The organism is Microcoleus sp. D3_18_C2 (assembly GCF_036702395.1).
In the GTDB taxonomy this organism is placed as follows: Bacteria; Cyanobacteriota; Cyanobacteriia; order Cyanobacteriales; family Microcoleaceae; genus Microcoleus.
The window spans coordinates 1-22,595 of the sequence record NZ_JAUBTG010000061.1 but is presented as its reverse complement, the minus strand read 5'-3'; the positions used below and the strand labels follow the sequence as shown (position 1 = coordinate 22,595).

Sequence of the window (22,595 nt, the reverse complement as noted above, 5' to 3'; positions counted from 1 at the left end):
TCGGGGTGGGGACTTTACCTACAGTTGTATTATGTTTTTAACTGGTCTTAATTAATAAAAGTGATATTGATTTTTCCCGCGTTCCTTAGCACGATACATCGCAACATCGGCATTCTTAACTAAAATCTCTGGCTCTTGACCGTCAATGGGATATAAACTAATGCCAATACTTGTAGTTACAGAAACTGTATGTTCTTCTAACATAAAAGGCTGCATAATGGCGTCGCAAATTTTTTCAGCTACTTTCGCAGCTTCCTCACGGCCGGGAATTACGGGCAAAATGACTGTGAACTCGTCGCCGCCCAACCGCGAGATTGTATCGCTGCCGCGCAAGCATTTTTTGAGCCGACTGGCAACTTTTTTTAAGAGTAAATCGCCCACATTGTGTCCGAGAGTGTCGTTGATTGACTTAAATCCATCTAAATCTAAAAACAGTAAAGCTACCAATTCCTGATTGCTGGAGGCTATTTCTAGAGACTGATGCAAGCATTCGTAGAACATTTGGCGGTTGGGCAAACCGGTAAGAGCATCGTGATAAGCTTGGTGGCTGAGCTCAGCATTTTTTTGTTCTAGGGCATTTTGCCGAAGTTGGCGCTCGGTAATATCTCTGATTGCTCCGACTAAAAATAGGTTGCCTGCAGCATCTTTATGCAGGGATCTTTTAGTCGCAATTAGATGCGTAATTCCGTGAGCGTCAGTAAAATATTCTTCATTTTCTCGCGGCTGGTGAGTTTGAAATACTAATTCGTTTTCCTGCCAAAATATCTCGGCTTCGGCTTGGGGAAATAAATCGTAATCGGTTCGGCAAGTTAAAATTTCTAAAGGATAGCCAATAAACCGACAATATGCCTGATTCAAAACTACGCAGCGGTGATTTCTATCTTTGACAAAAATTGGGTCGGGAATTGTATCGATTAGCGATTGTAAAAATTCTTTAGACCGTTTTAATTCTTCTTGCAAGTGAGCCAGATAACCCACAACAGCAGCACCAGAACCCACAAGACTGACGATTGGAGGAATTAACGGTAGCCACCAACCGGCTAAAAATACCAAGTATAAACTGGCACTCAGACCTAGACAGATACTTAATAAACAGTAAGCCGATCGACCAAGCGATCGCAAATTCCAACTCACATTTGCTCCCGCCCAAGACCACAGCAAAATCCACAGCAACTCCGCAGCCTCTGGCCAGACATTGATACCCCCGCGCCCGTCGATGGCTGCACTCAAAATTTGGCTCAAGAAATGAGCCTGAAGCTCGACTCCCGGTATTTGTTGGGGAGGACTAAACCAACCGGAACTGTAAGAATTTTGGTAAAAGTCTTTGAGGCTGGGGGCATTTGAGCCGATCAAGACAATGCGCGATCGTACAAAATCAGCAGGTACGGTGCCAGATAACACATCGCTCATCGATGCAGTGCGAAAACTGCCTCGTGGGCCGCGCAGGTTGGTCAAAATTTGATAGCCACGGCTGTCCGATCGAACGTAAGCACCGTCATTCGGTTGAAAAGGCCGAAAAACCCCCTTGCCTAACTGCAAGTATGTAGGATTGACTCTTGCTGGTTGAGGCGAAATCCCTTCGCTTTTGAGGTAAAGCAAAGCCAGTCTGAGTGCGAAACTTTGATGAGTTTTGCCGTCTCCGGGCCAAGCGTAGAGCAAAGTTCGCCGCACTTTTGAGTCAGCGTCGATGACAACGTTGTTGAAACCAATTCGATCTAGCGCCTCAAGTACCGGAGGTGGGCGAACTCCCAACCTGGTTTCGTCTGGCATCAATTCAATGCCGATTAAGTTGGGAATAGTTTTAAAAGTTTTGAGCAATTCGGCGTTACCCGGTTGAGTTGGCAAATCTCGGTAAATGTCGAGGCCGATCGCCCGCGGCTTGCCAGCGTGCAATTTTTGCAGCAATTGGGCCAAGACAGCATCCGAAATTGGGTAGCCGTATTTTTGCAAGTCAGCTTCCTTAATTTCTACAATGACGATGCGCGAGTCAATGGGTTCGGCCGGCCGCCAGCGCACAAATTGGTCGAAAGCAGCCCATTCCCACACCTGAAAACATCCGAACCAGCGCATTAAAATGACCGTACTAGCAACGGCACTCGCAGTAATCAATACTCGGCGTTCTCGATCGACCCATTTTTTGATAGTTTCTAGCATATTTTGGGGATTTGGGCTTCGCCCTGTGAGCATCTAAACTACTACTACGTATAGGTTTTACATCTCCGGGGCGAGTCGATTTTAGATTTTAGATTTTAGATTATCCAATTTTTTGGTTTTTCGGTGCGAGCGAGTCGATTTTAGATTTTAGATTTTAAATTTTAGATTATCCAATTTTTTGGTTTTTCGGTGCGAGCGAGTCGATTTTAGATTTTAGATTATCCAATTTTTTAGTTTTTCGGTGCGATCGGGCTGCAACAGCAGAAACCGGGTTTCGCCACCAAAATATGTCATTTCAACAATCATTCTGGAAGCAGAAACCCGGTTTCTGGCGTTTTTGTGTAAAAGTTCTAGTATTTATTCGCTGCTCTAAATACTAAGCTGTGGAGCATTTAAACCAGTAACGAGGCTAGTAGGGTGCGTCAGCTATAACCCTTACGCTGAAACCGAAAACCTTAGATGCTGACGCACCTTACGCAAGCCCTTTAAATGCCGAACAGCTTAGAGAGCCACAAATTGTTTTAAAGTTTTTCGTTGTAACTAATTTTTACTATTTTTTTATTGATTATAGATGCGAGATTTTAGATTAATTTCGCCGCAGGAGCCAACGATAAACTAAGTTAAAAACCAGGATATTTCCGGCCAATCAATCTAAAATCTGTCATCTATAATCTCCAACTTTCCTGTCAGTTTTGAAAGGTGCGGGGGCCGGTGTAACCCGATAAATCAGCGAGTTTATCCAAAGATTGTGTCCCTGCATAAAACTGACCATTAATCTCCCAAGTGGGGAAACCTTTAACATTCGCAGCCGCCGCTTGGCAAATTTGGGCGCGGGAATTTTGCCCCCTGGGATCGCATTCAAAATAATCAATTATTTTGGCTGCTTCTTTGCCGAACAGCATTTTTTGGTCGTGGCAGTGGGGACACCAGTAAGCGCCGTACTCTTTAGCGCCGATTTGTCGGAGGTGGCGGGCCAAAGCCATTTCGGCCGGGCCGGAGGTGGTAGTGACGGCAGGGGGTGCAAGTCCGGGGGTAGAGACAATAGGAGGAGGTGATTTGACGCTGTTATAAAGTCCCAAGGCGCCGATCGAACTCACCATTGCCACCAAAATGCCTGTAAACACCAACTGCCCGATATCTTCCCACTCGCGCCCGACTAGCACCAGTACAAACAGCGACAGCGCAAATAAGGCAGAAGTGACGCAGTAAATGCACAGTTCCTGAATTTCAAAAGCCATCAAATACATCAAATAGCTGCTGAAAATTACCATCGCAGCGGTGATGATAAATAGCGCTTGCCAAGTTTTGTTTTCTAGTTGAGAGTGCAGTCCTTTCTTGGTGGCGGGATTTACAGCTTTGGGAGCCAATGCCAGGATTGCTATGCTCAGGTAAGCCAGACAGCCTAACAAACTTAAAGGCACTGTACCAAAGACTGTGGCGTAGGGACTGTTAAGAACTTTGTCGCAGCCGCTGGTGGGACAAATGACCGAGCCATTGGTGAATTTAGCGATCGTGAGATAGGCCGTTTCTACGACGCCTATGGCTGCGATCGCTGCCATCACAGTCCGAGACCAGCGATGAATCCAAGGGGTTGAACGTCGGCGAATCATTTTTTGATTTGGTAATTTGGGAATTGGGAATTGTTGACTGATGACTGATGACTGATGACTGATGACTACTGCCAACAGTCAACAATTCCTATTTTACGTTTTACTTGTGACTTTGCCCGGTTCCGGTGTGGGCCCTCTTGAGCCATTAGCATCTCTATTTTCCTGTTCGGGCTCTTTCTGTGACAAGCTGCGACGGGCAGCTTCTACAAACTGACTGACGCGGATCGGATCGATGGGCTGCTCGATGCGGCCGTTTCGTTTCAGGGAACTCGATACGATTACGCCGTCAGCGGCCTGCATGAGGGTGGAAATGTTTTCCCACGAGGCGCCGCTGCCGATGAAAACTGGAATTCCAGCAGCAGCAGCACTCGCGAGTTCTAAGTCTTCGAGATTGGGAGGGCTACCAGTTGTCCAGCCGGAAAGGATTACGGCGTCGGCTAAAGCGCGCCCGATCGTCTCTTGGACGGCTGTGGTCAAGTTGGGGCTGCCTAGGGGTCGCCCGTGCTTGACTAACACGTCTGCTAATATTTTGACATCGCTGCCCAATTCCCGGCGGTAGCGCAGTAGCTGGTGAGCTTGGCCTTCAATTAAGCCTTGGTCTGTAGCCATAATGCCGTTGAGGACGTTGACGCGGATGAATTGAGCTCCTGTGCAGGAGGCGATGGCGATCGCGCTGTGGGCGTCGTTTCGCAGCACGTTAACGCCGATCGGCAGCGTCACGAGATTTGTTAGCCTCTCAACTACCAGAGTCATGGCACTTACCACAGCCGGATCTACGCTGTCTTTGGCAAAAGGAGCGTCGAAAAAGTTCTCGACAATGATACCGTTTGCGCCACCAGAAGCCAGCGCTGTAGCCTCTTGCTCGGCTCTTCCGATAATAGCTTTGAGGTTTCCGCCCCAGCGGGGAGAAGTTGGCAAAGGCTGTAAATGTACGACACCGATTATGGGATTCGGCGTTTTGAATATTTGTTTTAAGTCCACGGATTTTCCTGAAACCACCAAGTTCACTGACGGCTGACGGCGGATTTTGACGGTATATTCTAGAATTCTATATCGACGGGGGCGATTCGGTTGACTTAATCGGGTCGCCAAGTTGCTCAAAGCCCGCAGCCATAACAGTTTAGATTTTAGATTTTAGATTTTAGATTTTACAAAGGCGACCTCACCTCACTCAAAGACGGATACTTGCTTGTAGACAGGAGTCAATCGATTTTAGATTTTAGATTTTAGATTTTAGATTAAAGAATTGAAGCATTGACTTGCGCGAGATAAATTCGGGCCCTTGTTTATCGGATACAGGTTTTTTATTTCTGGGTCCTGAGTCTGCTTTCGGAATGAATCCGGGGGCTTGTATCCTGGATGCTTTCGGTCAATGCTTTAATCTTTAATCTTTAATCTAAAATCTGCTGACTACAATCGGGGTTGAAAGCTTGACTGCAGTTGCATTCTTTTTTATACCTTGGTGTCGGCAGGGGTTTTTCCTTCTCTATCGAGGTTAAGTGGTGAAAGTTGTTCTCATAATTTTGGCTGTCACCTCCGGATTGGGGGCGGCAATCGAAGTGCTGCTGCGGGTGCTGCTGGGTTTTGGTAATCCCTTGATTTATATTGCCGATGCCGAGTGCGGCTATTTGTTGGCGCCCAACCAGAAGGTGCGTCGCTTGGGCAACCGGATTGAGATTAACGAGTATTCGATGCGTACTGGAGCGATCGCCCCGATCGCCCCTCCAGAAACTCTGCGCGTCTTGCTGTTGGGAGATTCTGTCGCCAACGGCGGTTGGTGGACACATCAGACAGATACGATCTCGGAAATTATGGCTCGGAATTTGAGACTGCAAGTACAGCATCTGGCGAGCGATGCACAATTAGGTTCACAAGTCAACTATTTAAATTTTGAAGTTCTCAACGCCTCAGCCAATTCTTGGGGGCCGAGGAATCAACTTGCTTACGCCAAGCGGTTCGGTGTTTTTGGGGCAAAGGCTTTGGTTTTGCTGCTCAATACGGACGATTTGTTTGCATCGGCTCCTTGCGATCTGGTTGTGGGGCGCGATCGCTCTTACCCGGATCGCAAACCCCGATCGGCTACCCTAGAGTTATTGAGCCGCTATCTGCTACCTGCTGTGCCGACTCCCCAATTGGCAGCACCAGGAGCCACAAGCGGCGATGTAGTAGGCTGCAACTTAGAGGCTATTCGCCAAATCCAGAAAATAGCTGTATCCGCCAACATTGAGTTTTTGCTAGCCGTCACGCCCAAGCGGGGCGAACTCGGCTGCCCGGGCCCTCGCGACTGGGAAGTCAAAGCTAGAGCGCGTCTCGCCGAACTCGTAGAAACAGAGAAAATTACTTACATAGATTTTCTTCCCATTTTCAATTGTGCGGCCGAATTTCCCACTTTGTATCGAGACAGCATTCACCTGAGCCCTCAAGGAAATCAGCTAGTTAGCAAAACCATCAGTCGTCAAATAGCCGCTCTTTTTTGGCTTGACACTCTCCGGCCTTAAGGCACGGGGATTCTTAAGACATTTCAGTCTTAATATCCCTATAGCTAGGGTTCCCAGGCTGACTACTCTGGGCACAAAAGAGTGCGTAGTCATATCTCCTCAAAAATGTTTTGGGCGTAGACTTTCCCCCAGTCCGGGGGTAGGTTTTTACATCTTGTCTGATTTGGTTATTCTACCATCTTCATTTGTTAAGATGGATTTGTTATTTTACTTAACAATGGAAAAAAGCCGTCCTACAAGGACAGGGTTTTCAACCGAATTTTCTGATAAATCCTAACCTCACCTCAAGACGGACAATTGCCCCCGACTCGTGTTGTGGAGAGCAAAAAAATTTAAACCTTAGTTCAAGCCCCCAGATTCATCTGCAGAGTCAATCTAAAGTCTAAAATCCTTCGACGCTCGCGCGAATCGAGTGAGCGCGGCTCGATGCTCGCGCTCGCCGAAATGCTCGCGCCCCCGTCTCAAATGTCAAATCGGCTGACATCGAATCCGGTTGCATGGGAACAGTTATTCTCTTCAACAAACAACAAACCCAAACTGTAAAAGCACCCGGAAACGACAAGATTTGTCTCGATTTAGCTAACTTGCAAAGTAGACTCTAGCTCTTTCGGATACCAAGCTTGACCGTCGAGAGCCATTTGCTCGATCGAACTGGCAAGCCGCAGAGCTTTGAGAGCTTGTTCTCCTCCCACAGAAGGCTGATTTCCACCCCGCACGCAATTAATAAAATGCTCCAATTCTGCGTGGAGCGGTTCAATATTGCTGGTGTAAACTTTCTCGATCAACCCATCTTGACGGTAAAGCACCTGACCGTAATCCGTCACATAATTGGCGGTTGTTTGCCGGTGAATCAAGATTTCGTTGTTGAGAAAATCTGCCTCTGTCAGAGAATTTTTGCAGTGAGCCACGATTGAACGGAGTTTGCGGTGCGTCACCTTACTGGCAGTCAGGGTGGCGACAATGCCGTTAGCAAAGTTCAACGTCGCTGTCACGTAGTCTAAATAACCTGAATCTGATGCCCTGCTGCCGCTGGCCGTCAGCTTCACTACTTGGGAATCTGCCAATTCCAGGAGCAAGTCGATGTCGTGGATCATTAAATCCAAAACTACCGATACGTCGTTAGCCCGCTGGGAATAGGGACTCATCCGGTGAGCTTCCAATGCCAGTAACTCTTCAGTTTTCAGCACTTTGCCGAGTTCCTGAAAAGCTGGATTGAAGCGCTCGATGTGACCCACTTGTAAAATCCGGTGGGCCTCAGCAGCCGCGTTGACCAAAGATTCGGCTTCGGCAATGCTAGCCGCGATCGGCTTTTCAATTAAAACGTGAACACCCGCTTGGAGACAAGACATCCCCACAGGGTGATGCAGGCGAGTTGGAACGGCGACGCAAACTGCATCTACGTGGGCGAGCAAATCTCGGTAGTCTTCAAAGAAGCGAACCCGGTATTTGCTTGCTACATCTATTCCCCGCTCTACATTTATGTCGGCAACACCGACGAGTTCGATATCTTTTAGCAAGCTCAGAACTCGCGTGTGATGCTGGCCCATATTGCCAACCCCAATCACCCCAATGCGGAGGGGTTCAGGTTGACTTCGCTGGCCGAAAACGTTTGCGTATCCCAATGACATCCTATCTAGCACTCCTGGATTCTCCTCCACCACCACAGGAATCAAGCCCCTTGGCTTCCCTCAGCTACTCACAGCCATCCAGATAGTACCACAGTCAAACTATTTGTGAAGAATTTCTAAGTTCAGTTGCGATTATCGCATCGGGCAATTAAGCAGAAGCGAATCATACACAAGGAGAGAATACTGGGGTAAAATATCTGGAAATTGCGTATTGACAAATTTTATTAAGTGTGTATATGTATCGGGACGATCGTCGGCAGCATAGCAACAACAACACAAACCCGTCGGAATATTTGGCGATTACGATCAAACATTTTTCTGGTTTGTGTTCAAAAGTAATAGTGAAAGTCAGAAATTATACAAATACAACAGATGACGCATCCGTATTAGTTCGGTTATTTACATTCCGCAATCTTTGAATTCAAAAAAATTTACCGGAAAACTGGGTTTAAAGCCCCGTCCTTCGCTTGACGGCTTTTCCTCTTTAAGTTTATCAATCCAGTCTTCTACAAGTTGGGTCATTGTTTTTTCTTTCTGTTTGGCAATTCTCCGCAACTTCTCTAGCCGACTCACGACAATGCGAATACTTAATCTTTCTCTGACCATTTGGCTACCCAATTGCTACCTATTATGTTATCATAGTTAGCATGAAAACATTGAAGTTCAAGCTATATCAAAGCAACCAAAATAAACACCTCAAGCGAAGTATCAATGCTGCCGGAGTGATTTATAACCATTGCATTGCACTTCACAAACGGTACTACCGGATGTGGGGTAAGCACTTGAATTGCAGCAAACTTCAAAGTCATATCGCCAAACTCAGAAAGCGTAAAGCATTCTGGCAACAGGTTGGATCTCAGGCTGTACAGGATATCTGTCAACGCATTGAGAAAGCCTATCAACTGTTCTTTAAGCATCACAAGAAAGGAGTTAGACCTCCCGGATTCAAGAAAGTTCGCAGATACAAATCGTTCACTCTCAAGCAAGCTGGCTACAAATTATTAGGCGGCAATCGAATTAAGATTGGGAATCGCGTTTATCAGTATTGGAATTCCAGAGAGATAGAGGGGACGGTCAAGACGTTAACCATTAAACGCACGACATTAGGAGAGCTATTTATGGTTGTGGTCGTTGACAGCGTTGAAGAACCTGAAACCAAAGTCGAGACGAGTAGAATCGCTGGCGCAAGATTTCGGCTTGAAAACGTTTCTCACCTGCTCAGATGGAACAAAAATCGAATCACCGCAATTCCTGAAACAGTCCCTTAACGCTATTAAGAAAGCAAATCGTCAGCATTCCCAAAAACGGAAAGGCTCAGCGAACCGAGAAAGAGCAAGACTTAATCTAGTTCGCAAACATGAAGCCGTAGTGAATCGTCGCTCTGATTGGTTCTGGAAATTGGCTCACGAACTAACTGATAAGTTCGACGTGCTGTGCTTTGAGACGTTGAATCTAAAAGGAATGCAACGACTTTGGGGACGTAAAATTTCAGACATTGCATTCGGCGAATTTCTCCAAATTCTCGAATGGGTTGCCAAAAAGAAAGGAAAAGAAGTAGTTTTCATTGACCGTTGGTATCCATCTAGTAAGACTTGCTCGCATTGTGGACAAGTTCTGAAAGAGTTGGATTTGTCAGTGAGACAATGGCGCTGTCCGTCCTGTCAAAAGGTGAACGACAGAGACGAGAACGCGGCGATAAATATTTGTGTGGTTGGGGCATCAACCGTTAAGTTAGGTGATGTTAGACAGGCTATGCCTGCAATTGCTGTCTGAGCTTAGAATCCCTTCGCCTTGATAGCTGGGGAGTATGTCAATTTAAGAATGGGGATAATTACGGGCGATCGCTCACTACCATAAATTACACTTACGTAAAGCTTAATATAAAAAACAATGAGTCAAAAACTAAGGCCCAGATTAGGAAGTGCGATCGCTAGCACAATTTTAAGTTTGTTTTCAGCGGTGTCATTAGCAGGAGTAGACAAAGCACAAGCCGCCGTACTCACCTACAATATCAATTTTGACGGTCAAGGTAGCGGTTTTTTAAAGGTGGATAACTCCTTGCTTACAGGAATAGACATTGAAGGAATTTCCGAGGGGACAGTTTCCGAGGGAAGAATGTACGGTTTTACTTTTCCCGAGTTGGGAAGCACAAAAGAATATGATAATTTGGCAGGGGTTCGAGCTGTATTTCGTGAAGGGCAGTTTCTCGGAGTGCAAGCCAGCGGCGGCGACGGTGCGATAAGAGACTATATCAGTCCTCCAGACGAACCAGGAGGGCCTTTTTTCTTGAGGGTTGAGGGCAGGGCATATTGGTCTATCGGAGTTACCTCTGGCTCGTGGAGTAGGGAGGTAGTACACAGACAGGTGAACTATCAATCATATATAGACGATGGATCGATCGTCACCGACAGCTATGTTATATACTCTAGATATATCTCCCCCAATGCCGAGGTTTCTTACACTTTAGTGAATACCGAACCCGAACCTGTTCCCGAACCTCTCACTGCTGGGGGGACAGCTTTAGCATTGGCAGGTTTAAGCTGGTTAAAACACAAGAAAAAAATGGCAGTTTGAAGTGCGATCGCACCTCAACAATTAACCAGTCAGCAGTCACTTTTCAGAAAATATTCTCGTGGCAAAATTTTGCTCTCGATTCGGAGACAGAGCTCTGGCTTTCAAAATCGCAGCTACCAAAAACGCATAGGACAAAACTCCCACCAACGCCAGCAAAAGTACGCTGGCTGCTCCCGACGCATTCCACAAAGCGTGAAGTGCCGAAGCACTGAAATAACCTACGCCCAAAATTTGCCACCGCTTCCTGGGTTTGAGGGCGCTCAAACCGATAAAATATCCCAAATAGCCGCTGTAAGCCATATGTCCGGCGGCGGAACCCAAAATCCGGGGAATTAGCAACTGCAATCCTACTAATTGTCCGGCGTCGGGCCCTGCTTGCAGAGTGACATTTTGGATGACATTGGGAACGTACTGTCCCAGAGTTTCTAACAGTGTAAAGCCGACTGCTGAGGCACTTCCTAACAGAATTCCGTCTAAAGGTTCCCACACGCCGATTCGATCGCGCCACGGATTTTTCAGCCAATTTCCCAGCAACATTGCTCCCAAAACGGGCAGGGCTTTCAGCAATTCTTCCATTAGACCCGCCCCGAAAAACATTCTGGTCAAAAAAGGCAAAAAACTGATTGTTTCGCCTTCGATTGGCAGACGGCCGGGCAAAATTTCTCTAAATACTAATATAAATCCAATTAATAAGGGGCTGATCACAATCAGGACTGTAGCTAAAGCCGAACCAAGCAATACCCACCAAGGCTTGTGTTTGCCACACAGTTGATAGATAAAGTAGTAAGCCGCACCGGCGAGGTAAGCTGACAGCAGCAAGTTGAATGCTGCGGAATTGCCAACGGCGACAAACATCGAAACGACAACAATAACTGTGGCGATACCTGGATATAAGTAAGCTTTTTGGCTTAATTGTTTGCCCGTGGAGGCGATCGGGAATAATTGAGTTAAAGTGAGAGCGTCTTTTTCGATACCAGCAAAATTGCCCGTTTGTGGTGAGCTTAATCCGGGTTGATTTTGGTAAGGGGTGACGGGAGATTCAAATATAAATTCAGGGCCGTCAAGACCGAGACTGATGCGATCGCCTGTTTCTAAAGTTTGGCAGCCAGAGAGCTTTTTTCCGTTGATATAAGTTCCGTTAGCGCTGTTAAGGTCGCAAATTTCCCATCTCGTCAAAGTACCCTGGGTTAGGGGACGGATCATGGCGTGGCGACGGGAAACCATGCCGTGGGCGATCGACTCTAAAGTTATTTGACAATTGCGATCGCGTCCGATAACCAATTCCCCTTCTTCAGAAAGTTGGTACTTGGATACTGGGGTTCCCACAGCGTCTTGGGCTGGCACTTGTCGCAGAAATCCGATTTCATTAGTCATGAGTTATGAGTCATTAGTCATTAGTCATTAGTCATTAATCATGAGCTCGCGAGCTGTTAGCTGATGTTATTTTTGAGCAGTCTTTATTCCACAGTTATTGGTTGTTAGCTGCTGACTAATTACTAATTACTAATTACTAATAACTGCTGACTAATGACTAATGACTAATAACTCTGCTTATAGATTTGCCCTGGCATCCTGAACGGCTGCATAGAAAAATATGCCAGTTAGCGGTACGCTCAGGGCGAGGATGATGCCCGTGACTAAATTGCCAAGCTGAGCTTCTCCCGATGAGAGCTCAAAAATTGAGCCGACTGCCGCGATCGCAGTGATGCACGAAAGAGCTAATAGTAAACCACTTTTCGGAGTTCCTGCCATCATACTGATTTTACTGCCTTTGGCGAAAATTTCTGCTTGACTAATGCTTCATTCAGTGCGAGCTTGTTTTCTACTCTGTCTACAAACAGCACTCCGTTGAGGTGATCCATTTCGTGCTGAATTGCTCTCGACAGTAAGTCTGTTGCTATCAGGGTTTGTGGGCGGCCGTATTCGTCGCGGTAGGAGACTTCAATGACTTCTGGGCGTTTGACTTCTAAATAAACTCCCGGAATGCTCAAACACCCTTCTTGCAAGATGCAGATATCGCCGCTGCTACTTTTGATGGTGGGGTTGATCAAAACCATTGGGGGTGTGGCAGGGTTTTCCGGGTCGCAGTCGAGCACGATTACTTGTTTGTGGACTCCGACTTGGGGGGCGGCCAAACCGATACCATCCGCACTGTACATGGTTTGCAGCATTTCTCGGACTAGCTGCCGAATTTCTGCATCGACGCTTTTGACGCGCTTGGCTGGCTGCCGCAGGACGCGATCGCCTAATGTGTGTATTGTTAGGGGCGGTTTTTCTAACTTTTTCTTTTCAATCAAGACCTGAACCGTCATAGAACCTCGCGGGATGTTTGGAAACCCCCAACGAAAGCTGTTGGGGAATGAAATTGGAACCAATACTATTATTTTCAATATTAATCTAATTTTAACTCCTTGCTGGGAAGTCCCCCGCTATAACTGTACCCAGTTTAGGGGCGGGATGAAAGGCAGGGAGATTGTAGGTACGGAAATCTCCAAATCTTTATTTTTGTAGATATTTTACTGGAATGTGTATAATACAGTAAGGAGGTAATGAGATGCTGCATACTGCCATCAAGGTTCGACTTTATCCAACATTAGAGCAACAAGCTCTACTGTCTCAGCACTTTGGCTGTGCCAGATGGTGGTGGAACTATGGTCTAAATAAGTCAATTGAGACTTATAAAGAAACGGGTAAAAGCCTTGGTCAGTCAGCACTCAATGCCTTTTTACCAAAACTCAAGAAAGCCGAAGAAACACTTTGGTTGTCTGAATGTTACAGCCAAGTTTTGCAAGCAACAACGCTCCACCTCACAACCGCCTATAAAAACTTTTTTGCAGGTCGTGCTAGGTTCCCGCGCTACAAGTCAAAGCATGATAAGCAATCGATTCAGTATCCTCAAAATGTCAAGGTACTTGATGGGTTTGTTCAGTTTCCTGGCAAGGTCGGCAAAGTTAAAGCCAAGTTGCACAGGAACATAGAAGGAAAAATCAAAACCGTTACGGTTAGTTTAAATCCTTCTGGGAAATACTTTGCCTCAATATTGACGGAGAGTGAAGGCGACAATCCGACTGTTTCAACGGTCGGCAAAGTAATTGGAATTGACTTGGGATTGACTCATTTTGCTATTACGAGCAATGGCTGCAAAGTCTCTAAGTATGATCGCCCTAAGCATCTAGCCAAACACGAGAAAAACCTCAAACGCAAGCAACAAAAGCTAGCTAAAAAACAGAAAGGAAGTAATTCAAGGAACCAAGCTAAAAAGACGGTAGCTAAAGTGTACGAACGGGTAACTAAATCCCGTCAGGATTTTCTACATAAGCTTTCGCGAAAGCTCGTCAATGAAAACCAAGTTGTCGTAGTAGAGAATCTTAATGTCAAAGGCATGGTACGCAATCACAATTTAGCTAAAGCCATATCTGATGTGGGATGGGGAATCTTTATCAATTTCCTAGCTTACAAGCTAGAGAAAAAAGGTGGCAAGTTGGTTGAGACTGACCGCTGGTTCCCCAGCTCCAAGCTCTGCTCTAATTGCTATTACCAGATTGATAAGTTACCGCTTGATGTTAGGGAGTGGACTTGTCCTAATTGCGGTACTCGTCATGACCGTGATGGTAACGCCGCAACAAACATTAGAGCGGAAGGCATCAGGATATTACAGACGGATGGAGCAGCCGTTTTTGCTAACGGAGGGGAAGTAAGACCAAAGATGGGACGCAAGTCTGTTCTGAGGCATTCCTCTGTGATGTTAGAAGCCCACACTATAATCGTTTCGATTTAGTGTGGGTAGTTCACGTAGCCATGACTGGAAACGCACCAAACCAACGGCCGATTATTTCTCTGGGACTTTCGCCCGTTTTAGTGGCGGTAGAGCTTTTAGGTGCGATCGCGCTTTTGCTGGCTGTTTTGCTCATCGTCAAGTTTTGGGCGGTTTTGCCCGATCGAATTCCGATTCATTTCGGCTTGGGGGGGCTGGCTGATGCTTGGGGCGACAAGGTAACGATTTGGATCGTGCCGGCTGTGGCTGCCATTATTTTTGCGGTTTTAACTGCAATATCGCGCTATCCGCATACTTTTAATTATCCGGTACGGATTACTTCTGAGAACGCTCACCGCCAATATCTGTTGGCGCGAGGCCTTTTGGTTTGGCTGAAGGCGGAGATTTGCTGGCTGTTGGCGTTTGTGGTGCGGCAGCAAATTCTTGTCGCTTTGGGCAATGCTCAAAGGTTTAGTATCGAGTTACTTTTAGGGTTAGTTGTTTTGATTTTTTCGACGGTAGGCGTGTATTTGCTCAAGGCTTATTCTGCTCGCTAGATGTAGGGCAAAACACTTGTATTTACCCAAAAACCATGTTGTTTTGTCATTTTTTTACCGATATTAATAATATCTATTATATCAAAAACAAAGAAAATTACTTGGTAATGAGGAATTTATTACTCAATTTTTTATCAAAATTTTAGTCCTAAATACAAACATTTTTGATTGTGGCTAATTGACCGAAAGCATCCAGGATACAAGCCCCCGGATTCATCCGTGGAGAAATAAAAAACCTGTAGCCGATAAACTTCCCTCCCCGAATTTATCCGTAGGTAAATACTTCAATTCTAAAATTTAAAATTTAAAATTTAAAATCTAAAATCGATACTTCAATACTTCAATACTTCAATACTTCAATACTTCAATCCTTCAATTCTAAAATCTAAAATCTAAAATCTAAAATCGATTGACTGGACATGATAGGAATCACAGGTGAGAGGTTTGTGCTACGGTAAACGCATCTCAACTAACCCATCAGATATGTTTGCTGATTGTTCATCGGCAATACTCGCAACTGTCGATTTTTAAAATCTGGTTCTAACCCTAGTTCTTCCATTGGAATCACGCCCAACAAAACAGCAGAAACGCCTTCGGGCAATTCTCAACAATCAAATCTGCCTTCTCTCCCCTCTACAATAATTTGAACTCCTGCAAAAATTCGACTTTTTGTGATGCCAGCCGATGTTTCTACATCTCTTTCTCCTACGAGTCTTAAACCTAGTTGGCTAATAATGGGAGCGGGCAAGGAAAGCAGAGTTGCTCCAGTATCGACAACAACGTTATCGAGGGTAACAGAGCGAACTTCCTCAGCAAAAATAAATCCCCGTTCAGCCATAACTAGATCGATGCGATTCGTGACGGCGATTGTTGTAACAACTTGACCCCTTTGTTTTTCTTGCAGATTAGGCAGCACCAGTGTCATATTATGTTACCTGTTTGAGCGTAATTAGTGGAGATTTATATTGTAATATTATCTAGAATCCTGCTTGGTTAGTTAAAATCGTTTTAGTGACCGGCTAAAATTAGAATTTGCCTCAACGCATGACACCAGAAAACAACTCTTCTCAACCCAATCGCCCTGAGTCTAACGTGACTGTAGAAAGTCAGAACGGTGCGAGCCCTACTGTGCCACCAGAATCAGGGACAATCGTCGTTACTGCTGAACCGGAAAAACCGGTGCCGCCGCCTCCTACTCGCAAGGTTTTTTTGTCGCAGCAGCCGGAACAAACGACTACTGAGAAGTCGGGGTCAGTGCTGACGCTGGGGTTGATCGCAGCGATGATTTTTGGGCTGGCCAATGACAACATTTGGCTGGGCTTAATTGGCGCCGTCGGTGCGATCGGCATATCGCTGCGGCTAATGTGGCCGAGTTGGGGCAAAATCTGGGTACAGGTAATTCCGCCAACTTGGCGCACGCTGATCGTCGCTTGCTTTGGTCTTTTAGCTGGGATTGTTGGCTTGCTGATGCTCAGCGGTAGTAATACTGAACCGGGAAGCCGCAACATCCAAATCAACTGGGACGCCATCGGCGCTCTCGGCGAGTTGATCGGCGCTTTGGGCCAAATTTTGATCGCAATTTTGGGCGTTTATGTGGCTTGGCGGCAGTACGTGATCTCGAAAGATTTGACTATTCAGCAAAATCGAATTACGCAGCAGCAAACGATCGATGCTTATTTTCAAGGGGTTTCCGACTTAGCCCTTGACGAACAAGGGTTTTTGGAAGACTGGCCGCAGGAAAGGGCGATCGCAGAAGGCCGCACCGCTGCGATTATGAGCAGTGTAGATGCTGAAGGTAAAGCTAAAATTCTGCGGTTTTTGTCGCAGTCGAGATTGGTTACTCCGCTGAAGCGCGATCGGCTTTTAGGCCGCCCCATCCTTGACGGCGACGGTGGCTACGCTGAAGATAGAGATCACGGTATCCGCGTTATCGATCTCAATGTCATGTTAGCGGGTGCTGACCTGGCTGGCACCGATTTGCGGTGGACGGATTTGAGCGAAGCCAACCTCGTCCGCGCCAATCTCAGCAAGTGCGATTTAGTGAAAGCCAACCTCTCGCGCGCTGTCTTGTACGACGCCAATCTCGCTCGCGCTGACATGAGAGCCGCCGCATTATTCTACGGCTCGGCACAAACTGCATCCCCCCGCAGCCGTACCGAATTTCCCAACTATCAAACAGGCGAACATACTGGCGCTGTAGTGGAACGTGTTGATTTCACCGGTGTCAAGCGGCTGTCGGAGGATCAGCGCTATTACTGCTGCGCTTGGTGCGGCTCGAAGTCGAGAGAGACTATTCCCGGCGGCTGCGAAGGGATTCCCAATAAACTCGGACGTTAAAATTAGCAGTACGGCTGTACTTACGTATATATTTGGCGAGCGATCGGCAGCGGACTATACTTTAATTTTAAATCTACAGTCTTTCGCTGTTTTAGCAATGACAAATACTGATTTAGGGTTAGAAGTAATTCCGCGCCTGGAGCGCTCCAAAAGCGGGTAATGGTTAATTTTTGTCGCTGCTATATGCTTCCTGATGGGACGGTAAATGGCACATATAAATCGCGAATTTAGGCTACAGCTATGCAGATGATGGGCATCAGCATTCTGTGGCTTTTTATCCGCTGTTTCCTTTGCTTATGCGCGGCTTCACGACTTTTGGAACCCACATTCCGCAGATGTCGGTCGGATTTCTTTATCAGTTGTGAAAACTTGGAAGCCAAACGCTTTTAGGCTGAAATTATACAGTTTTAGCATTACAGAAGCTTGTCAAATTTACATAAACTAAGTAAGTTGAAATAATTGGCTTTTTTTCATATATTCATGTTGCTATTTTAGCGCGGTTGCTCATATTTTGAAGCAAGGAAACTTATGCCAAGAGCAAATTGTCTTGACTAATTAATGAAAATTATTCACAAATATCTACACCTCGATCGCAATCGTTATTCACTTGAAAATATTAAATAGTATTGACAGCAATACTCTCCTAAATGCCGCAAGATATCTTGGTGTTCTTGGGTTAAATTGCTGACCTGCTTCGAGCCATTTATCGTCACTAAGTGCACAGCCTGAAACACCTGAAATATCCAGCGCATTGTCGGTTTATCGGTCAATTTCTTTACCTGATTTTTCACTTGCTCATTGGTAGCTTCTAATTGTTGTCTCAATTTCCTTTGCGCTAAATTATACACTAACAAACACAGTCCCATTATCATTCCGATTGCTTCAACTCGCTCCGGCTTTTTCACGAATACGCTGGAAGTAAAAAATAACGGATCTTTGATAAATCTAAATCCTCTCTCATTACTTTGCTGCGCTTTGTATTCCGATAATACCTGTGAATTGCTCACTACTTTAGGCTCTAAAATATTTGTGGCTAATATAAATCTCCCAGCTTTGACTTTTTCCGCTTCGATTGCTGAAATTCGGGGTTCTATTTCACCTGTTACTTGATAGACTATTGTCTGTGTCTCGCTCGATTCTTTGAGTTTTATTTTTGTTGTTTTAACTGGCTTTTCTTGGCAGTTAATTTCTGTTATTTGGTGATATTTCCATGAGTTTGATAACTTTTTTATTGCAACTTCTGCATCAGTAATACAAGCAAAGTCTTGCCTGGATAGCTTACGCAGTGAGATTTTGGCGGATTCTAACTGTTTCTCTACTTGTTTGACTATTTTTTTAAGGTCTGCTTGTTTTCTGATTTCACTTTCTATGACTAGCCATCTTTGCTTGATGTTGCCATACTCACTGGTTCTGGCTGCTATTTTATAGCCTTTTATTTGAGAATCTTCCCAGTCACTATCTTCTATGTTGCAGATTTTATTTTGAGCTTCTTTTATGCTTAACGGCACTCTGGTTATCCATTTCATTCCTGCCATTGCTGACAAATTTTCTGCTGTGTATAAGGCACTATCTGCTACACAGATTCCGTCAAATGTCCACTGATTTTTAAACTCTTTCAATCTTGACACAAAGACACTTTTATCATCGGCGTTTCCGTCATCTATTTTCAGATATAATGGTACGTCTCCATCCCCACTTACGATCGTATCAATGATAAATTGTTTGAGATCGGGTCTTTTATCTCTTGAGTAGCCGTGAACGATTTTTATGGTTTTCATGGAAGATTCTGTATCCTCAGATTCTGCCTCAACTTCCTGGCTCTTTTCCTGACAGTTTTTGTATGCTCCCTCTACTGATATTGAACTGCTGTCTAGATGAACGCTTTTCATTTCTACTTGAAATTTTATCACTGCTTTCAGGGCAATTGCTGTGAATAACTTTGTCGTTCCAGCTTGATAATATTTGTCTAATGCTCTCCCGATTCTGTCATCATTTAATTGTTCGGCTGTTATTCCTTTTCCGATTAGATGTTCTGTTGCTTTTCCCACGAAAAATGTATCAAATAGGTAGATTGGGGCGCTCAAAAATCCCAATCCGTTCAAAATCATTGCTTTCATTACTTGTCCTGGGCTGACAGTTTCTTTAACTCTTATTCCCACTTTTTTGTTGACTTCTTCTACCAATTCCATTTCATCTATGATCCCCGCTACTATTCCCAAATGGTCTAAATTTACGATATTTATAGCTTCAGAGGGCTTTTTCATAGTTTTGAAGGTTGCTATACTGGCACAAATTATTATACCTTAAAAAAACCTCAAATGATTGCTATGCAATCATTTGAGGTTTTGGCAATTATGAATTCCTTTGAAATTAAATCTGCTTGAATATCTGCGGAATGTGGGTTGGAATGCAAGTAAAATTAGCAGCGGTACTCATTAATAGTTGGGCATTTTGGCGTGCATTTTTGCTGTTGCAAGCTGTTAGTAAATTTGCCCTGATTTGGGGCAATGGCTATTTGTTGTGGTATTGGCGAAAATGGCTGATAATTACAGTCGTCTATTTCGGATTTTGCTCTTTAGCGCTACTGCTCAACTCCAGTGTTATGCAATCGCTTCATCGCTACGCTTACGGCATTGTATCGCTCTCCATCGGACTCGGTTTAGTGTTGAGTAGTCACCCTCGTTGGGGATATGCTGTTATGACAGTATTGGCTACATTCCTGCTGTACATGGCTGTTAAATTTACTGCGTGTAGGTAGCTTAAGATAGTTTTCCATATTTTTTGCACAAACTTAATTTACTCTATTTCCCAAGCTGCCTGAAAAAAGTCTCTTTCGCATAGCATAGCGTAGCGATAGGTTGCTTCTACTTCCGGCGTAGCTTCGGCGTAGCGATCGACCAAACTTTCCAGCCGTTTTGCTAAAATCTCAAAATCCGAGCTGCTATAGGTCGAAATCCAGTCGCTAAAGGCGTGTTCCGGTATATTAGGTTTAGCTAGCTGCTGTCCCAAAAAAGCATACAACCGCAAGCAAGGAGTCATGGCGGCTACTGTCAAACCTACACCACTCCCCCAGGCTGTCGCTAATAAAAAATCTGTGTAGCGGCGGGTAGCGATTCCCGGTTTTGCCTCTTGCAAGTTTACACCCCATTTGGCTGCATATCCTTGATGCAAACGAAGTTCTTCTAAAACGCCACTACCGAGATTGTGGAGAATTTCAAACCCCTCCCAGTCGGGTGCTTTTGCCGCAGCGATACTATAAGCGCGAGCGAAGGCTCCCAGAAAAAATGCGTCTTGTGCAACGTAATATGCAAAACTATTTTGGGGGAGGCTGCCGTCAGCAATCCCTCTGACAAAGGGATGTTGCAGACAAGCTTCGCTTAAGTCTTGATTTGCTTGCCAAAGATAATTGGAATTTGTCATGCAATTTTGAATCGATGGGTTATGATTGTAATTTTTATAGTCTGACTAAACATCTATGATAACAGATGTTTGAGCTTGGCGTGTGTCATTCTTATGGTATCTTTTATTTTTCGTATTTAAGAAAATAGATAATTGTTGGTATGCGGCTATTTTGGGGGCTGCTGTTGTCTGGCTCAAAGAGCGAAATTACGTGCCGAACCTCTCTTGTGAAGCAGCCCGCGTGTTTGGGTAAAAAGAAACTTTTGATTTAACGGTTGAAAAGCCGATTTTTAAACAGAAACTGCAATGAACGATACACCTAAGTATTCCTTGGTAATTCCTATCTATAACGAAGAAGAAAATCTCGCGGAATTGTATCGGCGAATTAGTGCCGTGATGGATCGAATGGACGGCCCAGTAGAATTAATTTTAATCAATGATGGCAGTCGCGATCGCTCTCTCGAACTTTTGCGAGAATTGCACGAAAAAGACGCGCGAATTTGTTACCTCAGTTTGGCCCGCAATTTCGGTCATCAAATAGCTGTAACTGCTGGTTTAAACTTTTCTAGCGGTCAAGTCGTAGTCATCATGGACGGCGATTTACAAGACCCGCCAGAGCTAATTATAGATATGGTAGAACGGTGGCAGCAGGGCTATCAAGTTGTTTACGCTCAACGCACTCAACGCCGTCAAGAAGGTTGGTTTAAGCGGTTGCCGGCTTATATGTATTATCGCATTTTGCGCCATCTTGCTGATGTTGATATTCCGATAGATACCGGAGATTTTTGTTTGATGGATAGGTGCGTGGTAGATGTACTCAACGCCATGCCAGAACGCAATCGTTACATTCGGGGACTGCGGGCTTGGATTGGTTTTAAACAAACGGCGGTTAAGTTTGAACGCGATCCGCGTTTTGCTGGCGAGGTTAAGTATACCTTCAGAAAATCTTTAAGTTTGGCGATGAATGGTTTAGTATCTTTTTCAAAAGTTCCCCTCAGACTTTCGATTTATATGGGGTTATTTGCTGCATTTATATCTGTGTTAATGGCTTTTTTAATTTTGTATTGGCGGCTTTTTTATCCAAGTTCTGCCTTAACGGGTTTGACAATTGTGATGATGGCTGTTTTCTTTTTGGGTGCGGTGCAGTTGGTGAGTATTGGGATTTTGGGTCAGTATATAGGGCGTATTTATGAGGAGGTGAAGGGCCGCCCGCTTTATACGCTGGCAGAAGTTGCTGGTTTTGGCGATCGACACCGATCGCCAAAATAATTTTAGCAAACATCGGTTAACTCATCGTGCCTAAATTATCTAATTTATGAGATAATTTAAGCAGGGTAAGAGCATCTCAATCAAGCTTGACAAAAGGAGTTGAGAACAGTCATCATATAATCATTATTCATAGCAGCCTGTTTGATTTTTTGACGAAGACTACGCTGCAATGTTTTCTCCTGATTAAGAGCGTTAAGTGCCATCCGTCTCAAGATGGTCAAATTACTCTTGACTATAACCTTAACGAATCCGACATTGATCCTCATGGAACGTGACATCTAAAGTGCAATGAACTTGGTTTTCAATAGTCCAATGTTGACGAATGGCACGACCAAGAAGTTGAGCATCCGCAGGCAGAGAAGTTAGATAAAATTGGACTTCATGAGTCGTTTTGTTCCAAAGATGGCGGATTCTTTCAATAATGACGATGGTTTGCAGTCCCGACCACTGGTCTTGTTGATAAAGACCACCGAAAGCCTCTAAAGGAACAGCCAAAACATAACGTTTTTCAGTGCTATTTTGTCCCTTTTCAATCTGTTGGTTATAACTAACTTTAATGCCTTCAAAGTTATTAGCTCTTCTGGTATCAAACCCTTCTTTAACCTGAGAATGTAAAGTGGGGTGATTAGCTTTAAGAGATACAATATAATCAGCTTTTTTGTGGCGAATTTGTTTCACAATCTCGGTTTGAGTTTCCATCGCATCAATGTTAACGTCAGCCCCGGTCAGGTCTAATAACTCTAAGGATCGCGAATTAAATAACTTACAATTTTAATTGTTATTGTGGGATGGGCGTCCCGCCCGTCCACTCATGA

General features: G+C 44.9%; 19 protein-coding genes and 2 pseudogenes. 9 read left to right on the top strand and 12 right to left on the bottom strand.

The window, feature by feature from the left end; translation table 11 throughout:
* Window positions 1-51 precede the first annotated feature (51 nt).
* From QUA88_RS25065 to btpA, 3 genes are all read right to left on the bottom strand, one after another.
* Complete coding sequence (locus QUA88_RS25065) at window positions 52-2,187, bottom strand: CHASE2 domain-containing protein (RefSeq protein WP_333234156.1); 2,136 nt, start codon at window positions 2,185-2,187, stop codon at window positions 52-54.
* A gap of 653 nt (window positions 2,188-2,840) precedes the next feature.
* Window positions 2,841-3,764, bottom strand: coding sequence for a vitamin K epoxide reductase family protein (locus QUA88_RS25060; RefSeq protein ID WP_333057495.1), 924 nt, complete (start codon window positions 3,762-3,764; stop codon window positions 2,841-2,843).
* A 93-nt stretch (window positions 3,765-3,857) separates the two neighbouring features.
* Window positions 3,858-4,745 (bottom strand): photosystem I biogenesis protein BtpA, encoded by an 888-nt coding sequence (gene btpA / locus QUA88_RS25055; RefSeq protein ID WP_333057464.1) that lies wholly within the window; start codon window positions 4,743-4,745, stop codon window positions 3,858-3,860.
* Window positions 4,746-5,266: 521 nt separating this feature from the next.
* Here btpA and QUA88_RS25050 point away from each other — a divergent pair.
* Window positions 5,267-6,262 carry a GDSL-type esterase/lipase family protein gene (locus QUA88_RS25050; RefSeq protein WP_333057463.1) on the top strand — a complete coding sequence of 332 codons (996 nt, stop codon included), beginning with the start codon at window positions 5,267-5,269 and terminating at the stop codon, window positions 6,260-6,262.
* Between the two features lie 575 nt (window positions 6,263-6,837).
* On the opposite strand, the gene QUA88_RS25045 is transcribed toward QUA88_RS25050, so the two are convergent.
* Window positions 6,838-7,890, bottom strand: coding sequence for a Gfo/Idh/MocA family oxidoreductase (locus tag QUA88_RS25045; protein WP_333057462.1), 1,053 nt, complete (start codon window positions 7,888-7,890; stop codon window positions 6,838-6,840).
* A gap of 399 nt (window positions 7,891-8,289) precedes the next feature.
* Window positions 8,290-8,496, bottom strand: coding sequence for a hypothetical protein (locus QUA88_RS25040; RefSeq protein WP_333274383.1), 207 nt, complete (start codon window positions 8,494-8,496; stop codon window positions 8,290-8,292).
* 41 nt (window positions 8,497-8,537) lie between these two features.
* Between QUA88_RS25040 and QUA88_RS25035 the strand changes: the two genes are divergently transcribed.
* From QUA88_RS25035 to QUA88_RS25025, 3 genes are all read left to right on the top strand, one after another.
* Window positions 8,538-9,158, top strand: coding sequence for a transposase (locus QUA88_RS25035; protein ID WP_333274397.1), 621 nt, complete (start codon window positions 8,538-8,540; stop codon window positions 9,156-9,158).
* Window positions 9,088-9,663, top strand: a complete 576-nt coding sequence (locus tag QUA88_RS25030) for a transposase (RefSeq protein ID WP_333274393.1) — start codon at window positions 9,088-9,090, stop codon at window positions 9,661-9,663. The genes QUA88_RS25035 and QUA88_RS25030 overlap by 71 nt, the downstream gene beginning before the upstream one ends.
* Window positions 9,664-9,780: 117 nt before the next feature.
* The gene (locus QUA88_RS25025) at window positions 9,781-10,464 is read left to right on the top strand and encodes a PEP-CTERM sorting domain-containing protein (RefSeq protein WP_333264200.1); all 684 of its coding nucleotides are present in this window, start codon (window positions 9,781-9,783) and stop codon (window positions 10,462-10,464) included.
* A 36-nt stretch (window positions 10,465-10,500) separates the two neighbouring features.
* Here the strand turns inward: QUA88_RS25025 and QUA88_RS25020 are convergent, their stop codons facing one another.
* The 3 genes from QUA88_RS25020 to def form a co-directional block, all read right to left on the bottom strand.
* The gene (locus QUA88_RS25020; protein WP_333234155.1) at window positions 10,501-11,838 is read right to left on the bottom strand and encodes a PrsW family glutamic-type intramembrane protease; all 1,338 of its coding nucleotides are present in this window, start codon (window positions 11,836-11,838) and stop codon (window positions 10,501-10,503) included.
* Between the two features lie 177 nt (window positions 11,839-12,015).
* The gene (locus QUA88_RS25015) at window positions 12,016-12,216 is read right to left on the bottom strand and encodes a hypothetical protein (protein ID WP_199292547.1); all 201 of its coding nucleotides are present in this window, start codon (window positions 12,214-12,216) and stop codon (window positions 12,016-12,018) included.
* Window positions 12,216-12,776 carry a peptide deformylase gene (gene def / locus QUA88_RS25010; RefSeq protein WP_333057458.1) on the bottom strand — a complete coding sequence of 187 codons (561 nt, stop codon included), beginning with the start codon at window positions 12,774-12,776 and terminating at the stop codon, window positions 12,216-12,218. Before def ends, QUA88_RS25015 begins: the two co-directional genes overlap by 1 nt.
* A 242-nt stretch (window positions 12,777-13,018) precedes the next feature.
* Here def and QUA88_RS25005 point away from each other — a divergent pair, with 242 nt between their 5' ends.
* Both QUA88_RS25005 and QUA88_RS25000 read left to right on the top strand, forming a co-directional pair.
* Entirely contained in the window at window positions 13,019-14,242 is a 1,224-nt protein-coding gene (locus tag QUA88_RS25005) for an RNA-guided endonuclease TnpB family protein (protein ID WP_333057457.1), read from the top strand.
* Window positions 14,243-14,262: 20 nt separating this feature from the next.
* A complete protein-coding gene (locus tag QUA88_RS25000) occupies window positions 14,263-14,775 on the top strand; it encodes a DUF1648 domain-containing protein (RefSeq protein WP_333057456.1) in 513 nt (170 codons plus the stop codon).
* A gap of 469 nt (window positions 14,776-15,244) precedes the next feature.
* On the opposite strand, the pseudogene QUA88_RS24995 reads toward QUA88_RS25000, so the two are convergent.
* Window positions 15,245-15,700, bottom strand: a pseudogene (locus QUA88_RS24995) (aspartyl protease).
* A gap of 119 nt (window positions 15,701-15,819) precedes the next feature.
* Here QUA88_RS24995 and QUA88_RS24990 point away from each other — a divergent pair.
* On the top strand, window positions 15,820-17,112 hold the full coding sequence (locus QUA88_RS24990) for a pentapeptide repeat-containing protein (protein WP_333057454.1): 1,293 nt from the start codon (window positions 15,820-15,822) through the stop codon (window positions 17,110-17,112).
* A gap of 599 nt (window positions 17,113-17,711) precedes the next feature.
* On the opposite strand, the gene QUA88_RS24985 is transcribed toward QUA88_RS24990, so the two are convergent.
* On the bottom strand, window positions 17,712-19,376 hold the full coding sequence (locus tag QUA88_RS24985; RefSeq protein WP_333058658.1) for an IS1634 family transposase: 1,665 nt from the start codon (window positions 19,374-19,376) through the stop codon (window positions 17,712-17,714).
* Window positions 19,377-19,519: 143 nt separating this feature from the next.
* Between QUA88_RS24985 and QUA88_RS24980 the strand changes: the two genes are divergently transcribed.
* Window positions 19,520-19,870, top strand: a complete 351-nt coding sequence (locus QUA88_RS24980) for a hypothetical protein (RefSeq protein ID WP_333058641.1) — start codon at window positions 19,520-19,522, stop codon at window positions 19,868-19,870.
* 38 nt (window positions 19,871-19,908) lie between these two features.
* On the opposite strand, the gene QUA88_RS24975 is transcribed toward QUA88_RS24980, so the two are convergent.
* On the bottom strand, window positions 19,909-20,532 hold the full coding sequence (locus QUA88_RS24975) for a TenA family protein (RefSeq protein WP_333058642.1): 624 nt from the start codon (window positions 20,530-20,532) through the stop codon (window positions 19,909-19,911).
* A 285-nt stretch (window positions 20,533-20,817) separates the two neighbouring features.
* Here QUA88_RS24975 and QUA88_RS24970 point away from each other — a divergent pair, with 285 nt between their 5' ends.
* A complete protein-coding gene (locus tag QUA88_RS24970) occupies window positions 20,818-21,780 on the top strand; it encodes a glycosyltransferase family 2 protein (RefSeq protein ID WP_333058643.1) in 963 nt (320 codons plus the stop codon).
* Window positions 21,781-21,860: 80 nt separating this feature from the next.
* Here the strand turns inward: QUA88_RS24970 and QUA88_RS24965 are convergent.
* Window positions 21,861-22,524 (bottom strand): annotated as a pseudogene (locus QUA88_RS24965) (ISAs1 family transposase); the annotation flags it as partial.
* Window positions 22,525-22,595: the final 71 nt, after the last annotated feature.